At 65.6% G+C, this 25,794-nt stretch carries 30 protein-coding genes; 17 read left to right on the top strand and 13 right to left on the bottom strand.

What is annotated here, in order from left to right:
- Window positions 1-17: 17 nt before the first annotated feature.
- Window positions 18-308, bottom strand: a complete 291-nt coding sequence (locus FAZ97_RS14875) for a DUF4148 domain-containing protein (protein ID WP_158759254.1) — start codon at window positions 306-308, stop codon at window positions 18-20.
- 388 nt (window positions 309-696) lie between these two features.
- Between FAZ97_RS14875 and FAZ97_RS14870 the strand changes: the two genes are divergently transcribed.
- On the top strand, window positions 697-960 hold the full coding sequence (locus tag FAZ97_RS14870; RefSeq protein WP_158759253.1) for a DUF4148 domain-containing protein: 264 nt from the start codon (window positions 697-699) through the stop codon (window positions 958-960).
- Between the two features lie 183 nt (window positions 961-1,143).
- Here the strand turns inward: FAZ97_RS14870 and FAZ97_RS14865 are convergent, their stop codons facing one another.
- The 4 genes from FAZ97_RS14865 to FAZ97_RS14850 all read right to left on the bottom strand — a co-directional run bounded on the left by FAZ97_RS14865 (window position 1,144) and on the right by FAZ97_RS14850 (window position 2,873).
- Complete coding sequence (locus tag FAZ97_RS14865) at window positions 1,144-1,530, bottom strand: hypothetical protein (RefSeq protein WP_158759252.1); 387 nt, start codon at window positions 1,528-1,530, stop codon at window positions 1,144-1,146.
- A 126-nt stretch (window positions 1,531-1,656) separates the two neighbouring features.
- Window positions 1,657-1,851 carry a YqaE/Pmp3 family membrane protein gene (locus tag FAZ97_RS14860; RefSeq protein WP_028209664.1) on the bottom strand — a complete coding sequence of 65 codons (195 nt, stop codon included), beginning with the start codon at window positions 1,849-1,851 and terminating at the stop codon, window positions 1,657-1,659.
- Window positions 1,852-1,895: 44 nt separating this feature from the next.
- The gene (locus FAZ97_RS14855; RefSeq protein ID WP_158759251.1) at window positions 1,896-2,090 is read right to left on the bottom strand and encodes a DUF1653 domain-containing protein; all 195 of its coding nucleotides are present in this window, start codon (window positions 2,088-2,090) and stop codon (window positions 1,896-1,898) included.
- 114 nt (window positions 2,091-2,204) lie between these two features.
- Entirely contained in the window at window positions 2,205-2,873 is a 669-nt protein-coding gene (locus FAZ97_RS14850) for a TetR/AcrR family transcriptional regulator (protein WP_158759250.1), read from the bottom strand.
- 78 nt (window positions 2,874-2,951) lie between these two features.
- Between FAZ97_RS14850 and FAZ97_RS14845 the strand changes: the two genes are divergently transcribed.
- Window positions 2,952-3,575: a glutathione binding-like protein gene (locus FAZ97_RS14845; protein WP_158759249.1), complete on the top strand. Its 624-nt coding sequence runs from the start codon at window positions 2,952-2,954 to the stop codon at window positions 3,573-3,575.
- A 104-nt stretch (window positions 3,576-3,679) separates the two neighbouring features.
- The gene (locus FAZ97_RS14840) at window positions 3,680-3,892 is read left to right on the top strand and encodes a hypothetical protein (protein ID WP_158759248.1); all 213 of its coding nucleotides are present in this window, start codon (window positions 3,680-3,682) and stop codon (window positions 3,890-3,892) included.
- Between the two features lie 16 nt (window positions 3,893-3,908).
- Here the strand turns inward: FAZ97_RS14840 and FAZ97_RS14835 are convergent, their stop codons facing one another.
- Window positions 3,909-4,634, bottom strand: a complete 726-nt coding sequence (locus FAZ97_RS14835) for a GntR family transcriptional regulator (RefSeq protein ID WP_158759247.1) — start codon at window positions 4,632-4,634, stop codon at window positions 3,909-3,911.
- 201 nt (window positions 4,635-4,835) lie between these two features.
- Between FAZ97_RS14835 and FAZ97_RS14830 the strand changes: the two genes are divergently transcribed.
- The 10 genes from FAZ97_RS14830 to FAZ97_RS14785 all read left to right on the top strand — a co-directional run bounded on the left by FAZ97_RS14830 (window position 4,836) and on the right by FAZ97_RS14785 (window position 14,510).
- Entirely contained in the window at window positions 4,836-6,134 is a 1,299-nt protein-coding gene (locus tag FAZ97_RS14830) for a cyanate transporter (protein ID WP_233271842.1), read from the top strand.
- 259 nt (window positions 6,135-6,393) lie between these two features.
- Window positions 6,394-6,726, top strand: coding sequence for a hypothetical protein (locus FAZ97_RS14825; protein WP_158759245.1), 333 nt, complete (start codon window positions 6,394-6,396; stop codon window positions 6,724-6,726).
- A 418-nt stretch (window positions 6,727-7,144) separates the two neighbouring features.
- Window positions 7,145-7,831: an NADPH-dependent FMN reductase gene (locus tag FAZ97_RS14820; RefSeq protein WP_158759244.1), complete on the top strand. Its 687-nt coding sequence runs from the start codon at window positions 7,145-7,147 to the stop codon at window positions 7,829-7,831.
- Window positions 7,832-8,221: 390 nt separating this feature from the next.
- On the top strand, window positions 8,222-8,437 hold the full coding sequence (locus FAZ97_RS14815) for a transcriptional regulator (RefSeq protein ID WP_158759243.1): 216 nt from the start codon (window positions 8,222-8,224) through the stop codon (window positions 8,435-8,437).
- A gap of 64 nt (window positions 8,438-8,501) precedes the next feature.
- On the top strand, window positions 8,502-9,422 hold the full coding sequence (locus tag FAZ97_RS14810) for a ferritin-like domain-containing protein (RefSeq protein ID WP_158759242.1): 921 nt from the start codon (window positions 8,502-8,504) through the stop codon (window positions 9,420-9,422).
- Window positions 9,423-9,481: 59 nt separating this feature from the next.
- Entirely contained in the window at window positions 9,482-10,936 is a 1,455-nt protein-coding gene (gene iaaH, locus FAZ97_RS14805; RefSeq protein ID WP_158759241.1) for an indoleacetamide hydrolase, read from the top strand.
- A gap of 241 nt (window positions 10,937-11,177) precedes the next feature.
- Window positions 11,178-11,429 (top strand): FeoA family protein, encoded by a 252-nt coding sequence (locus FAZ97_RS14800; RefSeq protein ID WP_158759240.1) that lies wholly within the window; start codon window positions 11,178-11,180, stop codon window positions 11,427-11,429.
- Window positions 11,426-13,279, top strand: a complete 1,854-nt coding sequence (gene feoB / locus FAZ97_RS14795) for a ferrous iron transporter B (protein WP_199272130.1) — start codon at window positions 11,426-11,428, stop codon at window positions 13,277-13,279. The genes FAZ97_RS14800 and feoB overlap by 4 nt, the downstream gene beginning before the upstream one ends.
- Window positions 13,276-13,587 carry a DUF6587 family protein gene (locus FAZ97_RS14790; RefSeq protein ID WP_158759239.1) on the top strand — a complete coding sequence of 104 codons (312 nt, stop codon included), beginning with the start codon at window positions 13,276-13,278 and terminating at the stop codon, window positions 13,585-13,587. Before feoB ends, FAZ97_RS14790 begins: the two co-directional genes overlap by 4 nt.
- Window positions 13,588-13,748: 161 nt before the next feature.
- Complete coding sequence (locus FAZ97_RS14785) at window positions 13,749-14,510, top strand: CDP-diacylglycerol diphosphatase (RefSeq protein WP_233271757.1); 762 nt, start codon at window positions 13,749-13,751, stop codon at window positions 14,508-14,510.
- Window positions 14,511-14,513: 3 nt separating this feature from the next.
- Here FAZ97_RS14785 and FAZ97_RS14780 read toward each other — a convergent pair whose 3' ends face one another.
- The gene (locus FAZ97_RS14780; protein ID WP_233271756.1) at window positions 14,514-14,990 is read right to left on the bottom strand and encodes a MarR family winged helix-turn-helix transcriptional regulator; all 477 of its coding nucleotides are present in this window, start codon (window positions 14,988-14,990) and stop codon (window positions 14,514-14,516) included.
- A gap of 96 nt (window positions 14,991-15,086) precedes the next feature.
- On the opposite strand from FAZ97_RS14780, the gene FAZ97_RS14775 reads away from it, so the two are divergent.
- Together FAZ97_RS14775 and FAZ97_RS14770 are read left to right on the top strand one after the other, a co-directional pair.
- Complete coding sequence (locus tag FAZ97_RS14775; RefSeq protein WP_158759237.1) at window positions 15,087-15,557, top strand: carboxymuconolactone decarboxylase family protein; 471 nt, start codon at window positions 15,087-15,089, stop codon at window positions 15,555-15,557.
- Window positions 15,558-15,741: 184 nt separating this feature from the next.
- Entirely contained in the window at window positions 15,742-16,566 is an 825-nt protein-coding gene (locus FAZ97_RS14770; RefSeq protein WP_158759236.1) for a hypothetical protein, read from the top strand.
- A 94-nt stretch (window positions 16,567-16,660) separates the two neighbouring features.
- Here FAZ97_RS14770 and FAZ97_RS14765 read toward each other — a convergent pair whose 3' ends face one another.
- From FAZ97_RS14765 to galU, 3 genes are all read right to left on the bottom strand, one after another.
- On the bottom strand, window positions 16,661-17,992 hold the full coding sequence (locus FAZ97_RS14765) for an ATP-binding protein (protein WP_158759235.1): 1,332 nt from the start codon (window positions 17,990-17,992) through the stop codon (window positions 16,661-16,663).
- Window positions 17,989-18,726 carry a response regulator gene (locus FAZ97_RS14760; protein ID WP_158759234.1) on the bottom strand — a complete coding sequence of 246 codons (738 nt, stop codon included), beginning with the start codon at window positions 18,724-18,726 and terminating at the stop codon, window positions 17,989-17,991. The genes FAZ97_RS14765 and FAZ97_RS14760 overlap by 4 nt, the downstream gene beginning before the upstream one ends.
- Before the next feature lie 180 nt (window positions 18,727-18,906).
- Complete coding sequence (gene galU / locus FAZ97_RS14755) at window positions 18,907-19,851, bottom strand: UTP--glucose-1-phosphate uridylyltransferase GalU (protein ID WP_158760930.1); 945 nt, start codon at window positions 19,849-19,851, stop codon at window positions 18,907-18,909.
- A gap of 153 nt (window positions 19,852-20,004) precedes the next feature.
- Here galU and FAZ97_RS14750 point away from each other — a divergent pair, with 153 nt between their 5' ends.
- Entirely contained in the window at window positions 20,005-20,286 is a 282-nt protein-coding gene (locus FAZ97_RS14750) for a hypothetical protein (protein WP_158759233.1), read from the top strand.
- Window positions 20,287-20,323: 37 nt separating this feature from the next.
- On the top strand, window positions 20,324-21,169 hold the full coding sequence (locus tag FAZ97_RS14745; RefSeq protein WP_158759232.1) for a helix-turn-helix domain-containing protein: 846 nt from the start codon (window positions 20,324-20,326) through the stop codon (window positions 21,167-21,169).
- A 141-nt stretch (window positions 21,170-21,310) separates the two neighbouring features.
- On the opposite strand, the gene FAZ97_RS14740 is transcribed toward FAZ97_RS14745, so the two are convergent.
- From FAZ97_RS14740 to FAZ97_RS14730, 3 genes are read right to left on the bottom strand one after another with little or no spacing between them, the layout of a single operon-like run.
- The gene (locus FAZ97_RS14740; protein WP_158759231.1) at window positions 21,311-23,320 is read right to left on the bottom strand and encodes an acetyl/propionyl/methylcrotonyl-CoA carboxylase subunit alpha; all 2,010 of its coding nucleotides are present in this window, start codon (window positions 23,318-23,320) and stop codon (window positions 21,311-21,313) included.
- A 44-nt stretch (window positions 23,321-23,364) separates the two neighbouring features.
- Window positions 23,365-24,153 carry an enoyl-CoA hydratase/isomerase family protein gene (locus FAZ97_RS14735; RefSeq protein WP_158759230.1) on the bottom strand — a complete coding sequence of 263 codons (789 nt, stop codon included), beginning with the start codon at window positions 24,151-24,153 and terminating at the stop codon, window positions 23,365-23,367.
- 19 nt (window positions 24,154-24,172) lie between these two features.
- Window positions 24,173-25,780, bottom strand: coding sequence for a carboxyl transferase domain-containing protein (locus FAZ97_RS14730; RefSeq protein WP_158759229.1), 1,608 nt, complete (start codon window positions 25,778-25,780; stop codon window positions 24,173-24,175).
- Window positions 25,781-25,794: the final 14 nt, after the last annotated feature.

The following is a 25,794-nucleotide window of genomic DNA, read 5'->3' as shown; positions in this document are numbered from 1 at the left end:
GCTGACTGCCAACGGGCTTACTGACCGCCGAAATACACCGATTGGGGACCCGTACGCGCCGCTTCCGACACAAAGCGGCCACCCGCTGCCGACGATGTGCTGCTTACGCCACCGAACGAGCCATCGGTCTGGGCGACCGGCGCGGTTGCCTGAGCAGCCACGGCACCCTGGTTGCGGCTCGTTTGCTGGAATTCGACGAGTTGCTCGCGCACTTGCTCGCGGGTCAGACCTTGATCGGCCTGAGCGAAAGCAGCCAGCGGAGCGGCCAGAGCTACGGTAAGCGCAACAGCCTTAAGAAGCGACTTCATGATCACAACCTCCGAAATTATTTGACGTCGACGCGCAATGACGGTGCGCATCGTTTCGTGCGCGGCCGGCTCGCTGCAATCGCCGCAACGGCTGGCTGTGAGTGGATTCTAGGCAAGCGGCCCTGCCGGATACAGACTGATTCAGGCGAATTGGAATTACAGATTTCGCAATAATCGGCAAATTTTTAGGGCCAGACAATCGAGCGACGTCTGGCCTTATTGCAGACGCGCGCAGCAATACTTCAGGAGATTTCGAATCCGATTGTTGTCGCCAGGAGAACACTGAATTCGTCTTCTAAGTATTTACCCTGACCCTCCGTCCGCATACATTGTCGACATGGGCCACGCCGATGCGATGGCTCCTCACAAAAGATATCGGAGGTCAGTCATGAAGTCGTTTCTGAAGGCAGCTGTGCTTACCGCCATCGTCGCCGTGCCCGCCGCTGCTTTCGCACAGGCGCAAACCCAGCAGCAACCCGTGACCCGCGCCGAGGTTCGCGCCGATCTCGCGCAACTGCGCGCCGCCGGCTACGATCCGAGCGACTGGATGCACTACCCGGAAAACATTCAGGCTGCCGAAGCCAAGGTCGCGGCGCAACGCGCGACGGCGTACGGCCCTTCGACGAACGGCACGTCGCAGTCGAGCCAGTAAGTTTCGAAGTCGGTTTCGCGGCAACCCCGGCTGCGACACCGGGTTCCCGCGCAAAACATCAGGCCCGCCCTCGTGAGAGTGGCGGGCCTGATGCGTTTTGAAGCGACGCTTTGCGGCTCGGAGCGGATCTTCGACCATGGCGGCGCCATGGCTTGCCGAGCCTGAGCGCGCGGCAAGCCAGCGTCAACGGCCTCCGCCCCGACCGCCGCCGCCGTGACCGCCTCCTCCGCCGCCATGACCTCCGCCGCCGTGGCCTGCGCCTGGGCCGCCTCCATGACCGCCGCCCCGCGGCCCCCAAGGTGCGCCGTGACCGCCACCATGACCGCCAGGGCCACCCGGGCCGCCGCCGTGCCAGCCACCGCCGCCGCCGTGATAGTCGCGATCGCCGCCACCGCCCCACACGCCGATGTTGACGCTGCCATATGCCGGCGCATAGCCCGGCGCGTAACCGCTGTAATAGCCGGTGGAGTACGGCTGGCCATAGCCGCCGTAGCCGTAGTCGTAGCCGGGGGCCACCGCACACCCGGCAAGGAGCGCGATGGCCCCCGCTGTGAGAACGAACCTGAACATTGCCGATCCTCCTTTCTATTTGTAAGAAAGAAAAATCAGCATTAAGTTCTTATTGAATTGTGAGCGTGGATTACGGTTGTAACCGCGAAAGCGCCACGTGTGGCCCAGAGGCGCTCGCTGCGAAATTTAGCCGCGGCGGCCGAGGGCGTCCTCTATTTTCCGGTCGGTCTTGTACTGGCTGAGCGAATACACGGCCCAGATCGCGGCGGGAATCCAGCCGATCAACGTGATCTGCAGGATCAGACAAACGATGCCCGCGATCGGCCGCCCAATGGTGAAGAACAGAAGCCAGGGCAGGATCAGCGCAATCAGTAAACGCATTCGGCAAAACCTCTTAAGCGTGGAAAAGACAAGTCCGGAAGATATCAGTTGACGGGCGCGAAGCGCGGCACGAGGCCGCCTTCGTGCTCGACGAGTTCGAAGAACACCGTAGAGGGTCGCGTCCAGATCGTACCGTTCGCCGCGCGATACACGACCATCGTGACGGAAGGATCCGATTCGAGCGTCGCCTCGCAGACCAGTTCGTAAATGCCACCCTTGTAGTGCCTGTAGCGCACCATCGTGTTCCCCTCTTCGAGTGCGCAAGCGGTCCCTGCGCGACTGCGCCAGTGTAACAAGGGAAAGCGGCGTGCGGACCGGTGCCGCAGCGCCGTCGAACGGCGTTCAGCGTGATGTCACTTCGAGCGCCGCCGCGCCGCGCGCGCATCGGTCGCAACCGGCGCTTCGCCGCAGATCAGCGTCACGCCCGCCACTGCCATGGCGCGCAGCGAGGCCCGCGAATCGCCGGCCCGCGCGCGCAGCGCCATGCTGTGCAATACCGCCGACGCGAGGCGCGCAAGCATCGGCGCGCTGGCATTGGGCGGCAGCTCGCCTTGCGCGAGCGCAGTGCGCAGGCGCCGCTCGAACGCCTTGTCGAACGTGCGCAATCCCGCGGCAAGACGCTCGCGCACCGCGTCGTCGTTGACGGCTTCCACCGCCGCCGTGCCGATCAGCAGGCAGCCGCGCGCCGCGTCGTGCGCCGGGAAATACCAGCCGAGCGCGCCGTCGAATACGCGCATCAGCGCCTCGCGCAGCGGCAATGCAGCGTCGAGCGCGGACTCCATCGCCGCGCGCCCCGCCTCCACGTAGTGCTCCATGGTTTGCAGATAGAGCGCGTGCTTGTCGCCGAATGCGCCATACAGGCTCGGCCGGTTCATGCCAGTCGCCTCGCTGAGGTCGTCGAGCGACGTGCCCGTGTAGCCGTTGCGCCAGAACGTGTCGCGCACGCGGGCCAGCGCCTGCTCCGGATCGTAGGCGCGCGGGCGTCCACGCGGACGGCTATCCTTTTTTGTACTGGATTGCATATAAATATTGGATCGTCGATTTTTGTTCACTATAGTACAAAACTCGAAGAACCCGAAAAACAGTAACGGAGGATGACGATGGATCTGTATTTCGCCCCGTTGGCGTGCTCGCTCGCCACACGCATCGCGCTCTACGAGGCAGGCGCGCAGGCCCGCTACATTCAGGTCGATACGCTCACGAAGCAGCTCGCCGAAGGCGGCGACTTCTTTGCCGTCAACCCACTCGGCCAGGTGCCGGTGCTGCGCGAGGACGACGGCTGGACGCTCACCGAAAACTCTGCGGTGCTGCCGTGGGTGGCCGATCGCTTTCCCGAAGCGCGGCTCGCCCCGCCAGCCGGCACGCGTGAACGCGCGAGCTTGCATCACTGGCTGGGCTTCATCGGCACCGAACTGCATAAGGCCGTGTTCGTGCCGTTGCTCGGCAAGGACGTCGACGAAGCCGTCAAGGAATATGCGCGCGGCAAAGTCCCGCGCCGCTTCGATCTGCTGGCGCATCACCTCGAATCGCGCACGTTCCTGCTCGACGAGTTCAGCGTGGCGGACGCCTATCTCGTGACCGTGCTGAACTGGGCGCCGTACGTGGGCATCGATGTGTCGCAATGGCCAGCCATTGCGACCTATGCCCAACGCGTGCGCGAGCGGCCCGCCGTTGCGCGGGCCATCGCCGAGGAGTACGAGATCTTCAAGCGCACGCGTCATTGAGGCGCCGGAGCCGGGCAGTGTTTCCCGCCCGGCAAGCGCTATTTTTGCCTTGCTTTTTTGTCGTGAGATAACGTTGCGGTTGCCACCTTCGCCGGAGCCGCACAATGGCCACGCTCGAAGCGTTGCGTATCGTCCTCGACGACCCGCATACGCCCGAAATCATCCGCAATCACGTCATCGATTCATTGCAGTACGCGCTGCGCAATCATGGTCAGGTGTTCGCCGCGAAAGAGGTCGAATGGCTCGCCACATGGGACGATGCGCGCATTCCGCTCGCGGCTTCGAAGGAGTTGCGCCGGCGCGTAGGCGCAGGCTGACGCTTACCCTGAAGGCTCAACTGTTCGCGAGATCCGCGAACACTGCCTTGAGATCGCGCCCGGCGCGCGCACGCGCCTGCCGCACCACCCGCTCTTCCAGCTCGGCCAGATGCGCGCGCATCGTGGCGAGCGCAGCCGTCAGGTCGCCCGCTTCGAGCGCCTCGATGATCTGCGCGTGCTCGTCGGGCGCGCACATCGACGCCTTCGACGGATCGAACAACGCCTTGTAAAGCTCCGTTTTCGCGACCAGCTGCGCCAGCGCATCCACGAGCGCGGCGCCACCCGCCTGCTCGGTCAGCAGCAAATGAAACTGCCCCGCGAGACGCACCGCGTCGTCGACCCGCGCCTCGCGCAACGCCTTTTTCTCGCTGCGTACATGGGCCGCAAGCTTGCGCCGCATCGCGGCATCGAGCTTGCCGCACAGGCTCACCATTACGCCCGCTTCGGCCACCTGGCGCGCGCGGTACACGGCGCGGATGTCGTCCTCCGAGGGCGACGGAACGAATGCGCCGCGATTGGGTTCGAGCACGAGCTTGCCCTCGTAGCCGAGGCGTGCCAGCACCTTGCGCAGCGCGCCGCGCGTGCAGCCGAACGCCGCCGCGAGCTCGCGCTCCACCAGTTGCTGACCCGGCGCGAGCTTACCCTCCAGCAGCGCGGAAGAAATCGACGCATAGACATGCGCTTCGACATCGGACGGTTCTTCGGTGTCGCGGGGCGAAGCGAGGCGGGAGGATTGGGCCATGAAAACGCGCGCTATCTAGGTGGGGCTGGGTCAGGTCGCATTGTAGCGAGCGGCATGGCGCGGCGGTATAGCGCCGCCCGCATACTCGATTGCCCATGCCGGGCATAGCGGGTCACGTCAGATTGTTGACAATTATTTTGTATAATGGTCAACCACGAAGCAGTAAAAAGGTTGACCGCATTGAACCCTCAAAACCGCTCCATTCGTTCCCAGACGGCGTCCGGCGAGTCGGCCAGCGTGCTCGCGTGGTATGCCGCGATCGTCGCCATCGGCCTGAATCTGCGGCCGCTGCTCACCTCGATCAGCCCGCTCATGACCACCATTCGCAACGAGACCGGCCTGAGCTTCTACGGCGCTTCGCTGCTCACGAGCCTGCCCGTCGTCGCGATGGGGCTAGGCGCGTTCGGCGCCAACCTGCTCGCGCGCCGGCTCGGCGAGACGCGCGGCGTCGCGCTCGGGCTCGTGGCGATTGCCGCCGCATGCGCGGCCCGTGCGTTCGCCGCCAGCGGCGGCGCGCTCATGCTCACGGCGGCCGCGGCCGGCGCGGGCGTCGCGGCCATCCAGGCGCTGCTGCCCGCCGTCATGAAGCAGCGCTTCGCCGCGCGGGTGCCGCTCGCAATGGGGCTATTCTCGGCGTCGATCATGGGCGGCGGCGGGCTCGGCGCGAGCCTGAGCCCGCTCGTCGCGCGCGTCAGCGGTTCGTGGCATGCGGGGCTCGCCGTGTGGGCGCTGCCCGCGCTGGCCGCCCTCGCGATCTGGGGGACGTTGAACGGCGGGATCGGCGGCGCCCGGCGCGCACAGCAGGCCGCCGCCGTGCCCTCGCAGGAGCACGTCAAAGCGGCAACGGTACCCGTCTGGCGCAAGCGCCGGGCGTGGACGCTCGGACTGCATTTCGGGCTCGTCAACGGTGGCTACACGAGTCTCGTCGCATGGCTGCCCGCCTACTATCAGCAACACGGCGCGAGCGTCGCCGCCAGCGGTTCGCTGCTCGCCGCGATGACCGTGTTCCAGGCCGCGAGCGCGTTGCTCCTGCCGCTTGCCGCAGCGGCGTTCACAGACAGACGCCCGTGGCTCGTTCTGGGTCTGTGCGCCCAGCTGTTCGGCGTGATCGGCCTCGCCGCGTGGCCCGAGGCTGCGCCGCTGTTGTGGGTCGCGGCAGCGGGCTCCGGGCTCGGCGGCGTGTTCTCGGTCACGCTCGTCACCGCGCTCGACCATTCGTCCGACCATCGCGTGGCCGCACGGCTCGTCGCGTTCGTTCAGGGTCTGGGCTTCGTGATCGCCGCGCTCGCTCCCATCGTCGCCGGACGCGTGCGCGACCTCACGGGCGGCTTTAGGGGCGCATGGATCATGCTCGCTGTATCGATCAGCGCGATGATCGTGCTCACGCTCGCGTTTTCGCCGCGCAGCTACGGGCGCTGGCTCGGCGCCCACGGGCCGGCCGCGTCTGGCTCGACGGCAGACGGCGCAGCTACGCAAAACCGGGCCGCGCTCGACGCCTGAAACGCCCGCCCACCCCAGATTCAGCACCGTCGCAAGCCCGTTCGGGCGCCCCGCCGGGCCGCGGCGCGCCCATGCAACAGATCGCCCGCGGCGCGTCGTGAAACGTTTGCATAAGCGCCTGTATGAATGTACAGTGCGTGGCAGCCGGCCGTTCGTGCCACCCGGTCGCCGCCGCCGGCGCGGTACCGGTTGATGCCGCCCCATTGCGCCTTGCTGCCTGGCGCGGCCCCGGCCTGTACATCGAAACGGAGAACACGACGTGCGATTCTTCATCACGGGGACCTTGCTGGGCGTCCTCGCGTCCACCGCGCTCGCCGGGGAACACTACATCGAGATCTGGAATCCGCCGGAAGCGCGCACGCCCTCGGCGCATGCGGGCAATGCCGGCAAGAAGGCGCATCACGGCACGAAGCACAAGCTGGCCTCCGCCGACAAACTCACCACCCGCAAGGTCGCCGAACCGGCCGTACGCGAGCCCGCGCCCACGCTGCCGGCCACGCCGGGCGCGCCCGTGCGCACCGCGCCTGGCAACGGAACCCTGCCGGAAATTCCGCCGCAAATCGGCCCCGACGGCAACGTGCTCACCGTATGAGCCAGCCCGCGGCCGCATTGAGCAGCAACACACTGCGCAGCACATAGCGCGACATACCGCGCGGCGCGAACCCGCCGCGATCCTGGCCTCGACCCGTTCGATGCGCCGCCCAGTTTCCCGTCTCCAGAAAAAAACAGCCCCGTCACCGGAGAGGTGCGGGGCCGAATCCCATGTCAAGGAGATGTCATGGAGGAGACGGGTTCATCTTAGCCATGGCCCAGCGCGCGTCCAACCAATGGTTTCGCATATGCATTTCGGGCCTCATGGCGCAGCGCAATGTAGCGCTGCCGGCATATGGTTAGAACAAAAAGTCGTTTCGCGCCACGCGACGCGCTCTCTAAGATGACCCTTTCCAGGTTTCGTGGCTGCGTTGCCCGTTCACGCGCAAGCCAGGCCTCATCGCATTTCAGGAGTCCCCTTGAGCCATTCCGAATCGCAACGCCGCCCGCTCGTGGTGGGCATTGGCGGCACGACGCGCGCCGCTTCGTCGACCGAGCGCGCGCTCGCTTTCGCGCTGCGCGGTGCCGAAGAGGCCGGTGCGCGCACGCAATTGTTCGGCGGCACGTTCCTGCACACGCTGCCTCACTACGCGCCCGAAGACCCCACGCGCACCGATGCCCAGCTCGAGCTGATCGAAGCCGTGCGCGCCGCCGACGCTGTGATCATCGCGACGCCCGGCTATCACGGCGGCGTTTCCGGGCTCGTGAAGAACGCGCTCGACACGCTCGAAGAACTGCGCGCAGACCGGCGCCCCTACCTGGACGGCCGTGCCGTGGGCTGCATCGTCACGGCCTATGGCTGGCAGGCGGCGGGCTCCGTGCTGACCTCGCTGCGCTCGATCGTGCACGCGCTGCGCGGCTGGCCCACGCCGTTCGGCGCGGGCATCAACACGCTCGAAACGCGCTTCGAAAGCGCGCAGCAGTGCTCCGACGCGAAGGTCGCCGAACAGCTCGCCACGGTCGGCCGCCAGGCGGCGCAGTTCGCACTCGCGTTCGGCAACGAGAGCCAGCATGGAGCGCCGTTTGCCAGCACCGTAAACGGCGTTGGAAGCGCACAGGCCGCCAACGCACCGCGCACCGAAAAGCGCCTGAGCCTCGCTGTCTGACACCGTCTGATGGGCTGCGCGAGACGCTGCCTGAGACACTACCTGAGCGCCCCGGCCCACCTACCCGCCCGCCGCCGCGCGCGCGGCGCGGGAAACGTTCCCTAACCCACATTGCGCATGTCGCATGGCGCGCATCGCGTGCGCCATCCCACAGACTGCGCCTATCGTCCGGTCCACATTGAAGCCGGATTCACCCCTCGCCTCATCCGGATCATTCTGCTGACCGTTTCAGGCCGCATGTGATTTGCTTGCGACGAAAGATTGGTTCCATCGACACATGGCGGCCCGTACGCTGGCCTGTGTCGGCACAGTGAGTGGCCAGCGAAACACACGCGCCACCCAGAAAGAGAACCCGAGCAAATCAGCAGTCGATCAGCAGGAAGCGCGGCCATGAACACTCCATTACGCTACAAAGGCTACGTCGTCGCCCCCAGCGCGCAGCAACTCCCGAACGGCCTTTTCGCCGCCAATCTCACCATTGGCACGCAGCCGGGCGCGCAATATTCGTTCGACGAACTCGATTACTTCTTCGAAGAAAGACACGCGCTCGCCTACGCCTGCCGCTGGGCGCGCATGTGGATCGATCAGCAGCGCCGCTGCGCGTGAGCGCGCATGCTTCCTTACGGTTGTGACAGAATAGGAGTCATACCCCGTTCAAACGTAGATGCTCATGTCCGAAACCCTGACGCATCCGGACGAAGGCGCAGCTTTCGTCTCCGAGCAGGACGCCGCGCTGCGGCACTGGACTCACGCCACGCCAGGGCGCATCAAGATCGGATCGGACGAACACCGCAAGATGTTCTGCCGGATGCTGCTCGATACCCACGATCCGTACCGCCCGGCCGTGCTCGACTGGCCAAAGCTCGAGCCCGACGCGCTCGGGTGCCTCACATCGCTGCCGATCTGGGACATTGCGGTGCAGACCGAGGGCCGCGCCTCGATTCGCGTGAAGACTTACGCGCAAACGCTGAACGACCCGCTGCTGCGCGAAGCGATCGAAATGGACGCCGCCGAGGAGGCGCGCCACAAGGTCGTGCTCTCGCACCTCGTGCAGGCGTACGGCATCGAACTTGCGCCGGAACCCGCATACCCGCCGCCCAAAAAGGCGGAATGGGCGTGGATGTTCACGGGCTATAGCGAGTGCATCGACAGCTTCTTCGCGTTCGGCCTGTTTCGCTCGGCGCAGCGCTCGGGCTTTTTTCCGGCAGACCTCGTCGAAACCTTCGAGCCCGTGATCCAGGAAGAGGCGCGCCATATCCTCTTCTTCATCAACTGGGTGGCGTGGTATCGCAAGACCATGCCCTGGTGGCGCAGGCCGTGGCACGCCGTGCGCGTCGCCGCGATCTGGTTCATGCTGGTGTGGGAGCGGCTCGCGATCGCGCGAGGGATCGACGCCAGCGGCAACGCGCGCGACTCGAACTTCCTGCCCGCGAACCGCGAGGTGCTGGGCGACTCGCTCGAACCGCGCGAGATGATCGAACTCTGCCTCGAGGAAAACGACGCGCGCATGAGCGGCTACGACGCGCGCCTTTTACGGCCAACGCTCGTGCCCACGCTCGCGCGCTTCGCGCTGCGCTTCCTGAAGAAGTAGCGCTACACCGTCTCACGCGTTGTTGGCATGGCCGCATGGCCGCATGAGGAGAACGCTGCATGACCTGGACTGTCGACCAGCAACTGGAACTGAGCGCGACGCAAGCCGTCGAGGCCATCCACGCAGGACAACTGAAGGCCGCCGACTACGTCGCCACACTGCTCGCGCGCGCGCAAGCGCTCTCCAATCTCAACGCCTTCACCGTGCTCGACGTGGAAGGCGCGCTCGCCGCTGCGCAACGTATCGACGCGCTTACACCCGGCGAGCGCGCGCGTCTGCCGCTCGCGGGGCTGCCCGTGGCCGTGAAGGACAACATCAATACGCGCGGGCTGCAAACCTCGGCGGGCACGCCCGCGCTCGAAGGCTTCCTGCCCGCGCGTCATGCGCCTTCGGTGCAGCGCCTCGTCGACGCCGGCGCGATCTTGCTCGGCAAAGCCAATATGCACGAGCTTGCATTCGGCATCACCAGCACGAATCTCGCGCCGCATGCAGGGCCCGTACGCAACCCCTGGGATCCCGAACGAATTCCCGGCGGCTCTTCGGGCGGGACGGCCGCCGCCATCGCGGCGCGTATCGTGCCCGCCGGGCTCGGCACGGACACCGGCGGCTCTACGCGCATCCCCGCCGCGTTGTGCGGCATCGTCGGTTTGCGCCCGAGCGTGGGCGACGGCGGCACGCAACGCCGCTATCACGACCCGCAAGCCGTCGTGCCGATCAGCCATACGCGCGACACGGTCGGTCCGATGGGGCGTACGGTAGCCGATGTCGCGCTGCTCGACGCCGTGATCACAGGGCACGGTCCGCTCTCGCCGGCCGCCGTGACGAACCTGCGCATCGGCTTGCCCGCGCCGCTGTGGGAAGGCCTCGAGGCGGCGCTCGAGGATGTGGCGCGCGTCGCGCTCGCGAAGCTCGAAGCGGCGGGCGTCACGCTCGTGCCTGTCGAAATGAGCGAGCTGCTCGCGCTGAACGACCGCGTGAGCTACGCGATCGCGCTCCACGAGCCGCTTGAGGATCTCGCCGCGTGGCTCGTTGCGAACCATGCAAGCGCGCAAACCGTGGCCGAGGTCGCCGCGCGTATTGCGAGCCCCGACGTGCGCGCGGCCTACGACGCCGTGCTCAGCGACGCACGCGGCGGCGACTACCACGGCGCAATGACGGTGTGGCGGCCGCGCCTGCAACAGCTCTATGCGCAGACCTTCTCCGCCAGCGGTCTCGACGCGCTGCTCTTTCCGACGACGCGGCTCGCCGCCGTGCCGATCGACGAGCTGAACGGTTCCTCTCGCGTGTCGATCGACGGCGCAGCGCCGATCGACGAGATGGAGGCGTATTTGCGCAACACCGACCCCGCGAGCAACGCCGGCATTCCGGGCCTCGCGCTACCGGCAGGCCTTATCGATGGGCGCTTGCCAGTCGGGCTCGAACTCGACGGACCGGCCGGCGGCGACCGAAGACTGCTCGCGATCGGTCTCGCGTTCGAAGCGATTCTGGGCACGCTACCCGCGCCTGAAATTTGACAGGGCGTAGCAACCTCGCAACGAAGACGTGGCGCATCGCGCTTTTGATTAGCAATCCATAACAAATAGCGTTCACGCCGCATGCGGCCTGCGGCAAATAAGCGCACACGCTGCCGAAACCCCGCCTCCACCGCGGTCTCCCGCCCGCGCTCACCCGGCCCGATGTCCATTTGCCGCCACAAGTACGGCCCTGCCGCTACAATGAGAACGGTTCTCATTCGTTGTAAGCAAGCCCCCACCTATGCGTCTGACCGATCTGTCCAAAGGAGCGACCGCCCTCGTGGAGCGCGTCGAGGATATCCACGCCCCTGACCCGATCGCGCAGCGTTTGCGCGACCTCGGCTTCGTTCCGGGCGAGCCCGTGCGCGTGGTTGCGCGCGCCCCTTGGGGCGCGGACCCGCTGCTCGTGCAGATCGGCTCGACCCGCTTTGCATTGCGTCGCGCGGAAGCGCAGCGCGTGAGCGTGACGGCGAGCGGGGAGACCGCGAAATGAGCCAGATTCCTTTGACGCCGCTGCGCGTGGCGCTCGTCGGTAATCCCAACTGCGGCAAGACAGCGCTCTTCAACCTGCTGACCGGCGCACGCCAGAAGGTGGCCAATTACGCGGGCGTGACGGTCGAGCGCAAGGAAGGGCGATTTGCGACGCCCTCGGGACGCAAGGTGCAACTGCTCGATCTGCCGGGCGCTTACAGCCTCGACTCGACGAGCCCCGACGAGCGCGTGACGCGCGACGTGCTGCTCGGCCGCTATCCGGGCGAGGCCGCGCCGGATCTGATCGTCTGCGTGGCCGACGCGACGAATTTGCGCCTGCATCTGCGCTTCGTGCTCGAAGTGCAGCGCATGGGGCGCCCGATGGTGCTTGCGCTGAACATGATGGACGCTGCACAGCGCCGTGGCATCGAGGTGAACGTGGCCGAGCTTGCGCGCCAGCTCGGCATGCCCGTGGTCGAAACCGTGGCCGTGCGGCGTGGCGGCGCGCAAGCGCTCGTCGAACTGATCGAACGCACGACAACGGAAGCAGCGCAAACCCGAGCGAACCCTGCCGCGGCCAACGACGACCTGCACGGCACGGTGCGCGCCATCCTCGCAAGCGCGGTGACGATGCCGCGCGCGACCGACGCGCGCGACGACGCCATCGACCGCTTCGCGCTGCACCCCGTGCTCGGCCCGCTGATTCTCGCGCTCGTGATGTTCCTCGTATTCCAGGCCGTGTATTCGCTAGGCAAGCCGCTCACCGACGCCATTGCCGACGGCTTCACGTGGCTCGGCACGGCCGCCGGTGCGGCGCTGCCCGACGGCCCGCTGCGCAGCCTCGTGACGGACGCGCTGTTCGGCGGCGTGGGCACGGTGCTCGGCTTTTTGCCGGAAATCCTCGTGCTGTTCTTCTTTATCCTCGTGCTGGAGGAGTCGGGCTATCTGCCGCGCGCGGCCTTTCTGCTCGACCGCTTGATGGTGGCCGTGGGCCTCACGGGGCGCTCGTTCATTCCGCTGTTGTCGAGCTTCGCGTGCGCGATTCCCGGCGTGATGGGCACGCGCAGCATCTCCGACCCGCGCGACCGGCTCGCCACGATCCTCGTCGCGCCGCTCATGACGTGCTCGGCGCGCTTGCCCGTTTATGCGCTGCTGATCGGCGCGTTCATTCCACAGCGCCTGATCTTCGGCGTGTTCAACCTGCAGGGCCTCGTGCTCTTCGCGCTGTACGCCGCCGGCATCGTGGGTGCGATGGCGGTGGGCTGGGTCATGAAGAAGCTGCGCCGCGACCACCGCGAACACGCATTGCTCATGGAACTGCCTTCGTACCGGCTGCCGCGCGCACGCGATGTCGCCATCGGTTTGTGGGAACGCGGCGCGATCTTCCTCAAGCGCCTCACGGGCATCATCCTCGCGCTCACGGTGCTGATGTGGTTCATCTCCACGTTCCCTTCGCCGCCCGCAGGCGCGACGCTGCCCGCCATCGATTACTCCATCGCCGGCTATCTTGGCCGCGCGCTGCAATGGCCATTCGCGCCGCTCGGCTTCAACTGGCAGATGAGCCTTTCGCTGATCCCCGCGTTCGCGGCGCGCGAAACGGCGGTGGCCGCGCTCGCCACGGTGTACTCGGTGGCGAGCGGCGACGCCGATACCGCCGCACTCGGCCACACGCTCGCGCAGAACTTCTCGCTCGCCAGCGCCCTCTCGCTGATGGTGTGGTTCGCGTTCGCCCCGCAATGCATGTCCACGCTCGCCGTGATTCGCCGCGAAACGCGCTCGTGGCGCGCCGTTGTGGTTTCGTTCGGCTATATGTTCGTGGTGGCGTATGCGGCGTCGTTCGTCACATATCAGATCGCGAGGCACTTCGTATGAACGCCGGACTTGTCGCGCAATATGCGGTGATCGCGCTGCTCGTCGCCGCGAGTCTCGCATACACGCTGCGCAAGCTCGCGCCGAAAACGGCCACGCGCGTGCAGGCCGCCCTGGCCGCCACACTGTTGCGTCCGCAACGTAGCGCGTTCGCGCAGCGCCTCGGGCGCTTCGCGCAGCCCAAAGGCGCGACCGGCGATTGCGGCGATTGCGGCGATGGCTGTGGCACCTGCGGCACGTGCGGACCGACACCGGCCGCAACGGAGGCACCGAACACCCAACCGGTCACGTTTCATCCGCGCCGCAAGTAAGGCGCGACAACCTCGCGCAAGAGACTGTCACGGGCATTGCGCTACACTGCGCGCTGCGTCGTGCCGCGACGTCTACAGGCTTCGCACCGCGGCGCGTTTGATCGAATGACCCCAGACACCTCGTGCCGATGCGATCCTTGCGCCTTGCCCCATTCATGCGGATGTCCCGCCTTGCCCTAGCCACGGCGGCAGTCGTTGCCCTCGCCGCCACGGGCGCCTGCGTGCGCCTCTCCGCCGTCGACTCCAACGGTCTCTGGAAAGTCGTGGGCGGCCAGTGCGTGCCGAACATGCGCGACAAGGGCCAGCCCGGCCCCTGCACCACCGTCGACTTCCAGAAGCGCTATGCCGTGCTCAAGGACATCGCAGGCCGCGCGCAGTATCTCGTGATTCCCACCGACCGCGTGGCCGGCATCGAGAGCCCCGAGATTCTTTACGGCGGCGCGCCGGAGTATTGGGTAGGCGCATGGGGAGCAGGACGCTTCGTGCAAGCGAAACTCGGCATGCCGCTCGCCGGCAATCAGATCGGCCTGGAGATCAACGCATCGGAGCGCCGCACGCAGAATCAACTGCACATTCACGTCGATTGCATGCGCCCCGACATGACAAAAGCGCTCGCGCCGTATGGCGATATCGCGCCCGGCACGTGGCGCTGGACGACGCTCGACGGCTCGCGCTACCGCGTCACACGCGTGAGGAGCCTCTCGGAGCGCAACAACCCGTTTCGCGTGGTCGAGCGCGATCTCGGCCCGAAGCAGACCATGGCCGTGCAGACGATACTCGTGACGGCCGCGGGCCCCGATGCACAGCGCGACGGCTGGCTCGTCGTGAACAGCGGGCTCGATGTCGAGGGCGGAACGGGTACGGCGGAAGGACTGCTCGACCATTCGTGCAGCCTCGCGCAAGAAAAAGGCGCATCGCAGTAGCGCTTAGCTCGCGTCGTCCTCGCGTGCGACGCTCACCAACCAGCGCCGTATCACCTGCTCCTCTTCGGCCGTGAAGCCCGCGGTCATGCGCGCTTCCAGCTTCTTCACGCGGGCGCGGCACTGCCTGAGCAACGCCTCGCCCTCGCCGGTCACGTCGATCTGCTGAATGCGCCCATGCACCGCGTGCGGGCGGCGCACAATCGCGCCGCTGCGTTCGAGATTCGTGACGATCACGCTCACCGTTTGCGGTGTGAGCGCCGCGAGCCGCGCGAGATCGGCGCCCGAAATGCCGGGGTAGGCGCCCAGCATGGTCAGCACGACGAACTGCGGCGGCGTAATGCCGAGATCGTCGAGCGCGCGTTCCATGCGCAAACGATGCGCCGCGCCCGCCTGGCGCAGCAGGTAGCCGAAATATCCCGCTTCGCCGCGCTTGCCTTCGCCGACCTCCGGGATGGCGCTCGCGGGCTCGCCCCTCTTCATCGCCGGGTCTTTCTTCGCTGTCTTGCGCATAATGTCAGAGTTCGAATATGATGTTCGTGCTCTGATATTAACTGCCAAACTTCGCGAGGTCCAGTCATGTCCAGCGCTTCCCCCCGTATTCCTTACGAAACCTTCGTGCGCGACGCCGCCCCCGTGGCCGCCGCGCTTTCCGCCATGAGCAAGGCTGTCGATGCCTCCGGGCTCGAAAAGCCGCTCACCGAGCTGCTGAAAATCCGCGCCTCGCAAATCAACGGTTGTGCCTTCTGCATTCAGTACCACCTCAACATTGCGCGAGAAAAAGCCGTACCGCGCGTCAAGCTCGATCTCGTGGCCGCCTGGCACGAAGCGCCGGAGGTCTTCAGCGAGCGTGAACGCGCCGCGCTGGCTTACACCGAGGCGCTGAGCGCGAAGCTCCATGAAGGCGTGAGCGACGCGCTTTACGAAGACGTTGTGCGGCAATTTCCCGGCGAACAGATGGCGTTCCTGACCGCGGCTGTCGCGAATATCAATGCGTGGAACCGCATTGCCGTGGCGCTGCGTTTTGCGCCGCCGGTGCGTGACGAATGAGCCTGATAGCGCGCTGCGGAAAGAAAAGGTAAGGATTGCGCGAGATTCTTACCTGAACTCTTTCCTCCAATTACAAAGTCACCCCCCGCCGCGCAAGACGACATACGATTGCGCCGACCGAGTGGCCTGACCAGCCATCCCGGTCGGGCATCGACCATATCGCACATTTACCGGGGGGTTAAACATGTCGATAAGCGCGTTATCCCATTCAAACTCGCTGTATTCAACCTGGGCCGCCTATCAGGCGCAAGGGCAAACCACGAGCGACAGCCAGGTGCCGGGCTTGCCCATGGCCTCGGACGCCTCGTCGGACTCGAACAACGTCAATCCGCTGGCTGCCGCCATCGCCTCGGCGCTCTCGTCGCTCGGCTTCACCACGGACAGCACGGCCAGTGCGTCCGCGAGCACCGCCAGTGCCAATTCCTCGTCGAGTTCCACCGATTCGACGTCGAGCACGTCGGCCACTTCGCCCGATGCGCTTGCCGCCGCGCTTCAGCAATTCCTCGGCGCGCTTTTCCAGGCCGCCGCGCAACAAAGCGGCGTCGCCGTGACCAGCACGGACGACAGCAGCGACAGCAGCACGGTTTCGTCGGCAAGCGCGACGAGCGCGGCTTCGAGTGCTTCGAGTGCCAGCACGTCGTCCACGTCGAGCGATACGAGCAATGCGGCGGCGATGATGCCTCCGCTGCCGCCTCCGCCGCCCTCGTCGGCGGGCGGCTACGGTAACGACCTGGCTTCCGCGATCTCGAACCTCGCGCAGTCGCTTTCGTCGGCCTCGAGCAGCACGTCCGCCGATTCGGGCACGGCAAGCAGTTCATCGGGCAGCAGCAGTTCGGACAGCGAATTGACGTCCGACTTCCAGAACCTCTTGACGGCCATTGGTGCATCGTCGAGCGGTTCCTCGAGCGACACGACGTCTCTTCAGCAATTCCTCACGACGCTCGCGAGCAACCTGCAACAACAGGGCACGGGCGCCGCGAGCGGCCTGTTCGTCAGCACGACAGCCTGACCCAAGCCGTCCACAAGCGCCCGCTTTTTATAAGCGTTGGCACGTTTGCACGCCGGTCCGCGAGGACTCGGCGCGCTTTTTTCGTGCTGGCGTATCAAGTGTGGGTGACAGGAAACCTGAGTTGAACGAGCAGGCCGCCTTCGGGATGGTTCTCGACGTCGCAATGACCACCGCTGTCGCGCGCGAGCCGCGCGACGATGGCGAGGCCGAGGCCGCAATGCCCTTCGCCGCCACGCGCCGCATTCAGGCGCACGAATGGCCTCATGGCAGCCGCAATCCGCTCGGGCTCGATACCGGCGCCGTGATCGCGCACGCTTATCCGGCACGTGCCGTTTTCGATCGCCGTCGAGATTTCGACCGGGGGCGCGCCATACTCGAGCGCGTTGTCGACCAGATTCGTGACGAGCCGGTCCAGTGTGACCTGCGGCAGCTTGAAGCGGGGACCCGCGCGCAAATCGAGCACGAACAGCGGTCCGTTACCGCCCTCGATTTCATCAGGATTGCCAAACTGGCTTTGCAGAAAGCCATCGACGCTCAGCAGCCGGCCCGCGTCGGGCGACTGTTGTGCGAACTCCAGAAACTGCTGGACGATGTGGGTGAGCGAATCGACGTCGCGCAGCATGCCATTGCGCTCCGACTCCTCGGCCATCAGGGTCGCGCGCAGCTTCAGCCGTGTGAGCGGTGTCTTCAGATCGTGCGCAATGCCGCTCAGCATCACCACGCGGTCGTCTTCGGCCTCGTTCACGCAGCGCATCATGTCGTTGAACGACGCACTCACGTCGCGCAGTTCGCGCGGCCCCTTGCCTTCGAGCGGCGCAATGCGCTCACCCGTGCCGAACCGGCGCACCGCCTGCGCGAGACTCGCCAGGGGTTTCTGGATCTGCCAGGCAGCAAGGAACGACAGCGTAAGCGCCGCCAGCAGCATCGAAATGCCTTCGATGACAAAACGCGGCGGCGGCGGAATATCGACCGGCACGACAACCCAGGTCGTGCTGCCCGGAAAGCGCACCCACAGTTGCGGCGGCCGCCCGTCGTCCACGGCGAACTGCGTGCCGGGCGGCAATTGCTCGCGCAGATGGCGCGTCAGGTCGACTAGCGGCCGGCGCGTCGGTTCGTGCAGATGAACGCTCTTGGGCACGTTCCAAACCGGCACGCGGTGCACGCGCAGCACGGCGCTCAGGTCGCCGCCGTCCTTCGGCGGCTCGAGAGAACCGCCCAGATGCACAGGGGGCGGCAGCGTGCCGCCGCCGACGTGCTCTTCGCTCGCCACGCGCAGCGCGAGCAGCACGCCGCGCGCGAAACCATCGACTTCGTGGCGCGGCGGCTGGCGGGCAAGCAGCAAGAACCAGCCAAGCTGCATGGAAAGCAAAACCGCCGTCGAGAGCAACGCCATGCGCCCGAACAGCGTATTCAACGGACTTCTCACTGAATTGCTGCGCCGTGCGCCTCCGAATAATTTGCCGGATCCGGCACGAATACATAGCCCTTGCCGCGCACGGTCTGAATGTGGCGCGGATTCGACGGATCGGCCTCGATCACGCGGCGCAGGCGCCAGATCGGCACGTCGAGGCTGCGCTCGTGAAACTCGCGGTCGTCGCGGTGCACGATGTCGTGGATCAGCGTGCGCGAAAGCACTTTGTAGGGATGCGTGGCGAAAACCTTCAGCAACGCGAATTCGCTTTCCCGCAGGGGGATTTGCGTGTCGCCGCAGGAAAGCGTGCGCATCGTGAAGTCGAGTTCGAAGTCGCCGAACCGGTAGCGCCGGCGCGCTTCCGGCGCGCTGGCGGTGGACGGGCCGCGCCGGCGAAGAATGTTCTGGATGCGCACGAGCAGTTCGTGCGGATCGAAAGGCTTCGGCAAATAGTCGTCCGCGCCCAGCGAGAGCCCTCGAATGCGGTCGCTCACCGCGCCGCGCGCCGTGACGAAAATCACGGGAATGTCGTCGCCGGCCGCGCGCAAGGCGGCGATGGCCTCGAGGCCGTCGGTCTCGGGCATCATGATGTCCAGCACCACAATGGACGGACGTTCGCGCTCGAGGCGGCGCTGGAGGTGGACGCCGTCGTGCAGCACGGCCGTATCGAAGTTATGCGAGCGCAGAAAACGGCTCAGCAGGTCGCGTACGACGGGATCGTCGTCGACAATGAGGACGCTGGGGTTCATGCCGCGATTTTAAAGCAGCGGCGCGGGCGGAACCTTGCAACGTTTCTTACCTTTCCTTTCCTCGCATCGCCTTTTAAAAGGGTGGAATCATCAGGTCCCGTCCGATCCACGCGAAATCCCGCTATGGCGCCTGCACGGCCGCATGGATCGCTCAATTGTCCTATTCAATAACGCACGGCTTCAATGCGCCAGCTCCTGCACGCCCGGAGCTGGCTGATTCAGCATCGAACCCGTTGCCCACGCACCCAGTTGCAGCGCGCCAACGCGCTCGCGCAGCCACGCGTCGAAAGTCTCCTGCAATTCCGCATGCCGCAGGGCGAAGTCAACCGTCGCCTGAACATAGCCGAGCTTGGTGCCGCAGTCATAGCGCTTGCCAACGAACTCGTAGGCCAGCACCTGCTCTCCCTCGCGCATAGAATGAATGGCGGGCGTCAGTTGAATCTCGCCGTTCAAGTCGGGCTTCACCGAACGCAAATGCTCGAAGATGCTTGGCATCAGCACATACCGTCCAGCCACGCCGAAGCTCGACGGCGCCAGTTCGGGCGATGGCTTCTCAATGATGCGGCTGACGCTGATCACCCGTTCGTCCCAATGCCGGCCATCGATCACGCCGTGCGTCGTCGACTCCCACGAATCGAATTCCTCGACAGCAAGAACCGAGGAATCGTAGTGGCTGAATATATGCACCATCTGCGCGAGAACCGGGGGCGCCCCATCGAGCAGATCGTCAGCGAGCACGATTGCAAACGGCTCGTCGCCAATCAGCTTCTCGGCGCAGAGTATGGCGTGGCCGAGACCAAGCGGCTCGGCTTGCCGAACGTAGACGCACTCCACATTCGCCGGCTTGATGTCCTGCACGAGTTCGACGAGATTCTGCTTGCCTCGCGCCTTGAGTCGATGTTCGACTTCGTAGGACTTGTCGAAATGATCCTCGATGACTCGCTTTCCGCGGCCCGTGACAAATATCAGTTCCGTAATGCCTGCCGCTATCGCTTCCTCGACAGCGTATTGAATGAGCGGTTTGTCGATAACGGGCAGCATTTCCTTCGGGCTCGCCTTCGTTGCCGGCAGAAAATGGGTATCGATTCCCGCCACCGGGAACACAGCCTTGCGAACACCAAGCATGACGACCTCACCTGTCTGGTAGAGCCGCGGTATGGCCATGGCGGGTTGCCGAAGATGTGCGCTCCGACCCCGCATCTCCCCCGCGTGGAGAGTCGGCTCGGCGACAGGCGTCCCAGAGTTCGACCTGAAAGGTCTGCCGAAAAGCCTGCTCACATGATCGCACTGTTTTCCTGCCATGTGCGCGTTCGAAAAGGCATCCATTCCTTGCACGCCAAAGCGCCCGATTCATGGCGGCGCGGCGATTACATGGCATGTAATTGGCGCAGCGCGCCATCGCTTCTACGCTTCGCCTGTCGCGTCGCCAATCCGCCGACGCTCAATACCCAGGAGTCAGCCATCTCCACCTATCCTGAACACACGATCGAATCGGCACCCGCACACCCGGCGCTCGAAGCGCAGTTCAAGCCATTCGCCTCGCGTGCGAACGCGGCTTGAGTCCGCTATCGTTGCCTGATTCAACCACGGAGGACCGATGAACCCTACACGCCCCGACCCAAATGCACCGCAAAGCGAACTCGGCACCCTGCTGCGCTATTGGCGGGATGTGCGTGGCGTGAGTCAACTCGATCTGTCGCTGGATGCGGGGATCTCCCAGCGCCAGATCAGTTTTATCGAAAGCGGGCGCAGCGTGCCGGGCCGTGACACGCTGCTTGCCCTTGCACAAACACTCGACGTGCCGCTGCGCGAGCGCAACGCCCTGCTGCTGGCCGCCGGCTACGCGCCCATTTATTCGGAAGCCCCCTGGAACGCGCAGGAAATGCAGCATGTCGTGCAGGCGCTCGAGCGCGTCATTCGCCAGCACGATCCGTTTCCGGCCATCGTCATGGACCGGCACTGGAACGTGCTGATGACCAACGACGCCGCGCCGCGCTTCTTCGGCCACTTCATCGACATGGCGGCGCGCCCAGGCCAGCGCAACTTGCTGCGTTTGATGTTCGATCCGCAGGGCATGCGCCCCTTCCTCGCGGACTGGGAGAACGTTGCCCGAAGCCTGTTGCAACGTGTCTATCGCGAAGCCGTCGGCCGCGTGATCGACGCTGAAACACGCACGCTTCTCGATGAACTGCTTGCGTACCCCGGCGTGCCGGGCGACTGGAAAGCGCATCATGGATCGACCGGCACGCCGACCATGCCGGTGATACCGCTGAGTTTCATCAGCGACGGCAGCGTGCTTCGCTATTTCTCGATGGTCACGAGCGTGGGCACGCCGCAAAATGTCGCCGCCCAGGAATTGCGCCTTGAATGCATGTTCCCGGCCGACGACGCCACCGAAGTGCGGCATCGGGAACTGCTCGCGGCACACGCAAAGGAACGCTGAGCGGTTCCCATACGCAAGCGCAAAAAAAGGGCGCTCCGCCACAGCAGAGCGCCCCAGGGCAAAACTCTCACGTCGTTCTCCGGCTACAGGGAAGCCGGAAAGAACTCATCGGCCCTGCAAGTCAAGTCTCTTGAAGCATTGTCAAGCGGCTTCGAGCACGAGCAGTTGCGCGCCGTCCGCCACCTGGTCGCCTACGCCGTACAATACTTCGGTGACCTTACCAGCCGCCGGCGCGCCGATCGTGTGCTCCATCTTCATCGCCTCCATGACGATGAGCGGCGCGCCCTTCTCCACCACCGCGCCCGGCTCCACCAGCACGGCGATCACCTTGCCCGGCATGGGCGCGGTCAGGCGGCCCTCGCCGTGTTCCGCGTCGGCGGCATGCGCGAGCAAGTTCTGCCACTCGAACGCCATCGACATGCCGAGGCAGAACACATGGAACACGTCGCCGTCGATGAAAACGCGACCCGTCACATGCTTGTCGCCGAGTGTCGCGCCGTATTCGTCCGCGCCCTTGCCGCGCCACCACGTGTAGCGCGCCTGGTGGCCCGCATACGCGAGCGTCTGCTCGCTGCCGTCATGCGTATGCGCCACCGCGAACGCCGTGTCGCTTTCGACGTCGCGCCACGCGATCGATTGCGCAAAGCCGCTATTCAAGCGCCAGTGCGCAAGCGACTGCCACGGCGACGTGCCCGTCGTCAGGCCGCCCTCACGGCCGAGCAACGCCGCACACGCGAGCGCGACCGCTTCGCGAACCGGCTTCTGCTGCGGCGAGAACAACGCGTCGTGATTACGCTCGATCAGGCCCGTGTCGAGATCGGCGCTCGCAAACGGCTCACAGGTCACGAGCCGGTGCAGAAACTCGACATTCGTATGCGGCCCCACCACCTCGCACGATTCGAGCGCGCGTTCCATGCGCGCCAGCGCGTCCTCGCGCGTCGCGCCGTGCACGATCAGCTTGGCGATCATCGGATCGTAGAACGGCGTGATGGTGTCGCCTTCGCGCACGCCGCTGTCAATGCGCACGCTCGCACGCTGACCCGCATCGCCGAGCCGGAACTCGACACCCTCGGGCATGCGCAGGTGCTTGAGCGTGCCGGTGGAGGGCAGGAAGCCGCGCGCCGGGTTTTCCGCGTAAATGCGCGCTTCGAGTGCGTGGCCTGTGATCGTAAGCTGCGACTGCTCGAGCGGCAGCGGCTCACCCGCGGCCACGCGCAATTGCCATTCGACGAGATCGAGGCCGGTGATCATCTCCGTCACGGGGTGCTCGACCTGCAGGCGCGTGTTCATCTCCATGAAGTAGAAGTCGGCGCCCGTCATGATGAATTCGACCGTGCCCGCGCCCTCGTAGTGCACCGCGCGCGCCGCGGCCACGGCCGCCTCGCCCATGGCGCGGCGCACGTTGTCGGCCAAGCCCGGTGCGGGCGCCTCTTCGAGCACCTTCTGGTGACGGCGCTGCACAGAGCAGTCGCGGTCGAACAGATACACCGCGCCGCCGTGCTTGTCGGCAAACACTTGCACTTCGACGTGGCGCGGCCGCGTGAGGTACTTCTCGATCAGCACGCGGTCATTGCCGAAGCTGCTGGCCGCCTCGCGCTTGCACGAGGCGAGCGCCGCCGCGAAGTCCTCGCTACGCTCGACCACGCGCATGCCCTTGCCGCCGCCGCCCGCGCTCGCCTTGAGCAGCACCGGGTAGCCCATTGCATCGGCTTCGCGCTGCAGGAGCGCGGGGTCCTGATCGTCGCCGTGATAACCCGGCACGAGGGGCACGGACGCCGCATGCATCAGCGCCTTTGCGGCCGCCTTCGAGCCCATGGCGGCGATTGCGTCGACCGGCGGCCCGATGAAGACGATACCTGCCGCTTCGCAAGCGTGGGCAAAGTCTTCGTTCTCCGAAAGAAAGCCGTAGCCGGGGTGAATGGCTTGCGCGCCCGTGGCGCGTGCGGCGTCGATAATGCGCTCATAGCGCAGATAGCTTTGCGCAGCGGCCGCTTCGCCGATATGCACGGCTTCGTCGCAGGCGGCGACGTGTTTGGCGTTCGCGTCGGCGTCCGAGTACACGGCCACGCTCTTCACGCCAAGCCGCCTGCACGTAGCCGCAACCCGGCATGCAATTTCGCCGCGGTTGGCGATCAGGATTTTGTTGAACATGTGCTGTCCTCGCTTCGTTTCCTGCTTCTTGCCTGCATCTTGAGTTATTGATCGCGCCAGCGCGGCGTACGCTTTTCAAGGAACGACGAGACACCGTCGCGCCCTTCCTCGCTCGCGCGAATACGCGCGATGCGAACGGCTGTGTCTTCGATCAAGGCGGTGTCGATCGTTTGGCCCGCAACGTCCTGCACGAGTTGCTTGCACTCGCGCACGGCGTTCGGACTGTTCGTGCAGAGCGTTTCGGCAATGCGTTGCACGGTCGCGTCGAGTGCTTGCGCGTTCACGGCTTCGCTCACGAGGCCAAGCCGCTGCGCGGTGGCGCAGTCGAAGGCTTCGGCGGTGACGAAGTAACGGCGCGAAGCCTGCTCGCCGAGCGCGCGGATCACGTAAGGCGCGATCGTGGCGGGCATGAGGCCGAGGCGCGCTTCGGAAAGGCAGAAGTGCGCGGTTTCCACCGCCACCACGATATCCGCCGCGCAAACGAGGCCCATGCCGCCCGCATACGCGTCGCCATGCACGCGAGCGACGACCGGCTTCGGGCAGCGATAGACCGCCGAGAGCATTTGCGCGAGACGCATGGCGTCGGCGCGATTCTCCTCGTCGGAATAGCCGGCCATCTTGCGCATCCAGTTCAGGTCCGCGCCCGCGCAAAAGGCCTTGCCGTTGCCGGCGAGCACGATCGCGCGCACGTTTTCGTGAGCGCCGAGCGCCGTAAAGGCAGCCGTGACGTCCGCGATCATCGTCTCGTTGAACGCATTACGTACGTCCGGGCGATTGAGCGTGACAGTCGCCACGTGTCCGACGATGTCTACGGTGAGCGTTTCGTATTGCATTGTTCTCGTCCTCAATGCATCACATGCGGAACACGCCGAAGCGCGTCTCTTCGATCGGCGCATTCATCGTGGCGGAAAGGCCGAGGCCGAGCACGTCGCGCGTTTGCGCCGGGTCGATCACGCCGTCGTCCCAAAGGCGCGCGCTCGCGTAATACGGATGGCCTTGCAATTCATATTGATCGCGGATCGGCTGCTTGAACGCATTTTCTTCTTCAGCGCTCCACGTGCCGCCCTTTGCCTCAATGCCGTCGCGGCGCACCGTGGCGAGCACGGATGCGGCCTGCTCGCCGCCCATCACCGAAATGCGCGCGTTCGGCCACATCCACAGGAAGCGCGGCGAATACGCGCGGCCGCACATGCCGTAATTGCCCGCGCCGAACGAGCCGCCAATGATGACCGTGAATTTCGGCACCTTGGCCGTGGCCACCGCCGTCACCATCTTCGCGCCGTTGCGCGCAATACCTTCGTTTTCGTACTTGCGGCCCACCATGAAGCCCGTGATGTTCTGCAGGAACACGAGCGGGATCTTGCGCTGGCAGCACAGCTCGATGAAGTGCGTGCCCTTCAGCGCCGATTCGGAGAACAGAATGCCGTTGTTCGCGATGATGCCGACCGGGTGGCCCCAGATATGCGCGAAGCCCGTCACGAGCGTGGTGCCATAGCGCGCCTTGAATTCGTCGAACGCCGAGTCGTCGACGATGCGGGCGATCACCTCGCGCACGTCGAACGGCTTGCGCGTATCCACGGGAATCACGCCGTAAAGGCTTTTCGCGTCGAAGCGCGGCGGCAGCGGTTCGCGCAGTACGACAGGCGGCGTTTTCGTTCGGTTCAGATTGCCGACGATCGAACGCGCAATGGCCAGCGCATGAGCGTCGTTCTGCGCGAGATGGTCGACCACGCCGGAAAGACGCGTGTGGACGTCGCCGCCGCCCAGGTCCTCGGCGCTCACTTCCTCGCCTGTCGCCGCTTTCACGAGCGGCGGGCCGCCGAGGAAAATCGTGCCCTGGTTCTTCACGATGATCGACTCGTCGCTCATGGCCGGCACATACGCGCCGCCAGCCGTGCACGAGCCCATCACCACCGCGATCTGCGGAATACCCTGCGAGGAAAGGTTCGCCTGGTTGTAGAAGATGCGGCCGAAGTGATCGCGGTCCGGAAACACTTCGTCCTGGTTCGGCAGGTTGGCGCCGCCCGAATCGACGAGATACACGCACGGCAGGTTGTTTTCCTGCGCGATTTCCTGCGCGCGCACGTGCTTCTTCACCGTGACCGGGTAATACGTGCCGCCCTTCACCGTGGCGTCGTTGCAGACGATCACGCACTCCTGGCCCGCAATGCGGCCAATGCCCGTGATGATGCCCGCGCCCGGCGCGTCGTCGTTGTACATGCCGTAAGCCGCGAGTTGCGAGAACTCCAGAAACGGCGTGCCCGGATCGAGCAGTTGCGCGATGCGATCGCGCGGCAGCAGCTTGCCGCGCGAGAGGTGCTTGTCGCGCGCGGCCTCGCCGCCGCCGAGCGAAAGCTTCTGGATCTTCTCGCGCAGGTCCGCGACGAGCGCTTCGAGCGCCGCGGTATTGGCCTTGAAGTCTTCCGAGCGCGGATTGAGCTTCGATTCGATGACCGGCATCCCGTCCTCCCTTG

This window comes from Paraburkholderia acidiphila (assembly GCF_009789655.1).
In the GTDB taxonomy this organism is placed as follows: Bacteria; Pseudomonadota; Gammaproteobacteria; order Burkholderiales; family Burkholderiaceae; genus Paraburkholderia; species Paraburkholderia acidiphila.
Note: the sequence above shows the minus strand (reverse complement) of the source record. Positions and strands in the feature narration are given on the sequence as shown.

Coding starts and splice junctions, on each gene's coding strand:
- FAZ97_RS14845 (WP_158759249.1), top strand. CDS start 2,952: ATGGATCTGTATTTCGCCCCGTTGGCGTGCTCGCTCGCCACACGCATC.
- FAZ97_RS14735 (WP_158759230.1), bottom strand. CDS start 24,153: ATGCAATACGAAACGCTCACCGTAGACATCGTCGGACACGTGGCGACT.
- FAZ97_RS14860 (WP_028209664.1), bottom strand. CDS start 1,851: ATGCGTTTACTGATTGCGCTGATCCTGCCCTGGCTTCTGTTCTTCACC.
- FAZ97_RS14810 (WP_158759242.1), top strand. CDS start 8,502: ATGTCCGAAACCCTGACGCATCCGGACGAAGGCGCAGCTTTCGTCTCC.
- FAZ97_RS14745 (WP_158759232.1), top strand. CDS start 20,324: ATGAACCCTACACGCCCCGACCCAAATGCACCGCAAAGCGAACTCGGC.
- feoB (WP_199272130.1), top strand. CDS start 11,426: ATGAGCCAGATTCCTTTGACGCCGCTGCGCGTGGCGCTCGTCGGTAAT.
- FAZ97_RS14875 (WP_158759254.1), bottom strand. CDS start 308: ATGAAGTCGCTTCTTAAGGCTGTTGCGCTTACCGTAGCTCTGGCCGCT.
- FAZ97_RS14840 (WP_158759248.1), top strand. CDS start 3,680: ATGGCCACGCTCGAAGCGTTGCGTATCGTCCTCGACGACCCGCATACG.
- FAZ97_RS14850 (WP_158759250.1), bottom strand. CDS start 2,873: ATGCAATCCAGTACAAAAAAGGATAGCCGTCCGCGTGGACGCCCGCGC.
- FAZ97_RS14870 (WP_158759253.1), top strand. CDS start 697: ATGAAGTCGTTTCTGAAGGCAGCTGTGCTTACCGCCATCGTCGCCGTG.
- FAZ97_RS14815 (WP_158759243.1), top strand. CDS start 8,222: ATGAACACTCCATTACGCTACAAAGGCTACGTCGTCGCCCCCAGCGCG.
- FAZ97_RS14740 (WP_158759231.1), bottom strand. CDS start 23,320: ATGTTCAACAAAATCCTGATCGCCAACCGCGGCGAAATTGCATGCCGG.
- FAZ97_RS14800 (WP_158759240.1), top strand. CDS start 11,178: ATGCGTCTGACCGATCTGTCCAAAGGAGCGACCGCCCTCGTGGAGCGC.
- galU (WP_158760930.1), bottom strand. CDS start 19,851: ATGCTTGGTGTTCGCAAGGCTGTGTTCCCGGTGGCGGGAATCGATACC.
- FAZ97_RS14790 (WP_158759239.1), top strand. CDS start 13,276: ATGAACGCCGGACTTGTCGCGCAATATGCGGTGATCGCGCTGCTCGTC.
- FAZ97_RS14835 (WP_158759247.1), bottom strand. CDS start 4,634: ATGGCCCAATCCTCCCGCCTCGCTTCGCCCCGCGACACCGAAGAACCG.
- FAZ97_RS14730 (WP_158759229.1), bottom strand. CDS start 25,780: ATGCCGGTCATCGAATCGAAGCTCAATCCGCGCTCGGAAGACTTCAAG.
- FAZ97_RS14855 (WP_158759251.1), bottom strand. CDS start 2,090: ATGGTGCGCTACAGGCACTACAAGGGTGGCATTTACGAACTGGTCTGC.
- FAZ97_RS14750 (WP_158759233.1), top strand. CDS start 20,005: ATGATCGCACTGTTTTCCTGCCATGTGCGCGTTCGAAAAGGCATCCAT.
- FAZ97_RS14760 (WP_158759234.1), bottom strand. CDS start 18,726: ATGAACCCCAGCGTCCTCATTGTCGACGACGATCCCGTCGTACGCGAC.
- FAZ97_RS14865 (WP_158759252.1), bottom strand. CDS start 1,530: ATGTTCAGGTTCGTTCTCACAGCGGGGGCCATCGCGCTCCTTGCCGGG.
- FAZ97_RS14770 (WP_158759236.1), top strand. CDS start 15,742: ATGTCGATAAGCGCGTTATCCCATTCAAACTCGCTGTATTCAACCTGG.
- iaaH (WP_158759241.1), top strand. CDS start 9,482: ATGACCTGGACTGTCGACCAGCAACTGGAACTGAGCGCGACGCAAGCC.
- FAZ97_RS14785 (WP_233271757.1), top strand. CDS start 13,749: ATGTCCCGCCTTGCCCTAGCCACGGCGGCAGTCGTTGCCCTCGCCGCC.
- FAZ97_RS14780 (WP_233271756.1), bottom strand. CDS start 14,990: ATGAAGAGGGGCGAGCCCGCGAGCGCCATCCCGGAGGTCGGCGAAGGC.
- FAZ97_RS14775 (WP_158759237.1), top strand. CDS start 15,087: ATGTCCAGCGCTTCCCCCCGTATTCCTTACGAAACCTTCGTGCGCGAC.